This is a genomic window from Aquiflexum sp. (genome assembly GCF_041749095.1).
Taxonomy (GTDB): Bacteria; Bacteroidota; Bacteroidia; order Cytophagales; family Cyclobacteriaceae; genus Aquiflexum.
Map to the genome: position 1 here is coordinate 1 of NZ_JBGTCA010000021.1, position 3016 is coordinate 3016.

General features: G+C 36.2%; 4 protein-coding genes. 3 read left to right on the forward strand and 1 reads right to left on the reverse strand.

Features of this window, described 5'->3' with window-relative positions:
• Positions 1 to 698, reverse strand: a 698-nt coding sequence (locus tag ACEW8O_RS01470) for a DsbA family protein (RefSeq protein WP_373492847.1), incomplete at its 3' end; no start/stop codon positions are given.
• 59 nt (positions 699 to 757) lie between these two features.
• Between ACEW8O_RS01470 and ACEW8O_RS01475 the strand changes: the two genes are divergently transcribed.
• From ACEW8O_RS01475 to ACEW8O_RS01485, 3 genes are all read left to right on the forward strand, one after another.
• Entirely contained in the window at positions 758 to 913 is a 156-nt protein-coding gene (locus tag ACEW8O_RS01475) for a hypothetical protein (RefSeq protein WP_373492848.1), read from the forward strand.
• A 425-nt stretch (positions 914 to 1338) separates the two neighbouring features.
• Entirely contained in the window at positions 1339 to 1986 is a 648-nt protein-coding gene (locus ACEW8O_RS01480) for a hypothetical protein (RefSeq protein WP_373492849.1), read from the forward strand.
• Positions 1987 to 2347: 361 nt separating this feature from the next.
• Positions 2348 to 3016 (forward strand): aminotransferase class V-fold PLP-dependent enzyme (locus ACEW8O_RS01485; RefSeq protein ID WP_373492850.1); only part of this gene is annotated, 669 nt, incomplete at its 3' end.

Genomic DNA, 3016 nt, shown 5'->3' on the forward strand with positions numbered 1-3016 from the left:
TCTTCCAAATCACAGGAACTTCCATCCTGATTTTCCACCACCTCCAAAATTGGATTAGTCTTCACAAAATCCTTCCAGGCCTTTTCAATAGTTTCAACAAAAACTTCTTTAGGTTGGGCGCCTGAAATACCATATTTCCTGTCCAACACAAAAAATGGCACCCCTCTTACCCCTATCAGTCTTGATTCATAAATATCCTGTTCCACTTTATCCTGAAATTCCTCAGAATCCAAACAAGCATCAACCCTACCTTTTTCCAAACCAACTTCCAAAGCAAGTTGAAGTAGTGTCTCTTTGTCATCTATATTTTTGCCTTCGGTGAAATATGCTTTCAAAAGTCTTTCTTTCTTGGCATCACCCTTTTCCAGTGTTTTTGCCAACTGCAGTAACCTATGAGCATTTTTAGCATTGGCCACCACTGTCTTGTCCATATTGAATACCAATCCCTCCTCTTTTGCCATGTCCACTACTTGTTGTGTTATTTGTTGGGTTTGGGCAAGACTCCATCCCTTGGTTTCGGACAAATACTCCTGGGTACTTTTTTGGGGATCGGTAACCATATCGGGATTGAGCAGAAAACTTTTCCATTCAATTTGTATCTTCTCCGCAAATTCAAAATCCTTTAAAGCAGATTCCAATCTTCTTTTTCCAATATAACAAAACGGACACATGATGTCTGACCAGATTTCGATTTTCATAATTCAATATTTTTGACTTATTTCCTAAATCAATTTTATCCCCCGAAGGTTCAAAATTCATGAAAACCAAAGAATGTCCCTCTTGCGCCATGGATGTTGAAAAAGATGCAAAGTTTTGCCCCATCTGTGATTTTCACTTTCCAAAAAGAAATCCGATTTACCGGATTGTGGCATTGCTACTGGCGCTATTGATGTTGCTGTTTTTTATTTTTTAGAAAAAAAAATTTCTCAACTACCTATTTTTTGATTTCCGCCCAATAAATTTAATACTCATTTTATTGCAAATTAAACCTTATAAAATGCAGTCATATTATTTAAAGTATTTTTTTGATAACATCGGTAATTTATTTTAATTCAGAATTTTAAGAAGTAAAATCATATGGAATTTGGTGGAAAATACTAAAATATCTTTATCTAAACCTAAACATATATTTTATTACTAATTCGAGAAAAAATTACATTTTACGGCATAATTGTTGCACCGATAAATTCAAAAAATTAACGAATATTCTTTTACAGCGGGTAAAGAATATTTCTTTTTGGTAACAATACCAAAACGCATTATTTATCGTTTTCAACACATTTGGAAAGTCCTATGCTGATAATATAATATAATACTCCTGAAAATTTACCCAATCAATTGGAAGAAGGCAGTGTCGGTTTGTCTTTTATCCTCAAAGACAACTTCCCATTGGATAAAAATCCACTGGAAGAAAAATCACCCATCCTTGTCATGCATGAGGGGACAGTCTTGATCAAAAAACTGGAACTGACTGTCAAAGGTTATAATGAAAACAGCCGGTTCAGTAAGAATCTGGAAATAGAATACAATACCATCAAAAAAGTAGCATTTGATACAAGGGATGAATCTGATGATCTATTTTTGAATATGCCTGAAGGCACATACGATGCCATTGATTTTAGGTTTTTTATGGCTGACTATGACGAACATCCGTCAGTTTTCCTGGAAGCGACATACGTGAGTCCGGAAAGCGATGTTATACCTGTAATTGTTGAACTATTTGAATCAGATCTCAAATTCGACCTAAAATTTGACACCGTCAATTTACCTGCACCGAGGGTTTTCAATGGTAATCTCAATAATTCCTCCATGGTGTTTGTTATCCATGCAGACAGGTGGTTTGATGGCTTTAGCATTGTTGACCTTCAAAATGCTAAAAAAGTAGATGACAAGATTATCATCAACAAGACCCATAATACAAATCTCTACTACAAATTCCGCACAAAAATCAAACGTTGTGCAGAGATAATAGTGGAAGTGAAGTAAGGTATTTGAAAATCGTAAATTAAGAAAAACAGCAACGAAGCCCCGAAATAAATTTGGGGCTTCGATGCTTTGAACCCTTTTACCTTCCACTTCTTCTCCAATCCATTTTTGACTTTTGTGGTTAAAATGAATTCTATAATAAATTAAGAAGACCCAGTGATCACTTAAAAACCTTTTTCCTTTCCTCTTTTTTCCCAGTCCTTTTGTTCCCTTTTGTCACTTTTGTGGTCAAACAATCCTGTAATGAAATAACTTAGGCCATTATCCACTCATCAACTCTATAAACTCTTCGTGTCATCCCCTACTCTTTTGTTATCTTTTGACACTTTTGTGGTTAACTTAGAAATCAAATTTCATCAGCATGGACAAAAGATCATTTCTAAAAAACTTAGCCTTCACAGGAATAGCTTCCACGGCATCATTTAAGGTCTTATCAGAAAGCTTAAAAGTCTATGAGAATGTTTCTCCTTCTACCCTGGCCTCAGATGAAGATTTTTGGATGAAAATCAGGGAAGGCTACAAAATCAAACCGGATTATATCAACTTGGAAAATGGTTACTATTGCTTTATCCCTACCCAAACACTTGAAAATTACATTGACCATATTAGGGAAATCAATTATGAAGCTTCATGGTATTTCAGGACTGTTCAATGGGTCCACAAGGACAATGCTGCTGCAAGGTTGGCGGCTACTTTTGGCGGGACTCCCGATGAAGTTGCCATCACAAGAAATGCCACAGAGTCCTTGGATATCATCATTTCAGGTTTCCCATGGCAAAAAGGAGATGAAGCCATCTTTGCAGAACAGGATTATGGAAGTATCAAAAACATGTTTGAATTGGCCTCAAGAAGGCATGGCATTACCAACAAAATAGTAAGCGTACCACTCCACCCCAAATCAGATGAGGAAGTTGTCAAAGTCTACGAAGATGCCATAAGGCCAAATACAAAACTCATCATGGTCAGCCACATGGTCAATATTACGGGTCAGATTCTTCCTGTGAAAAAAATATGCGATATGGCACATAGA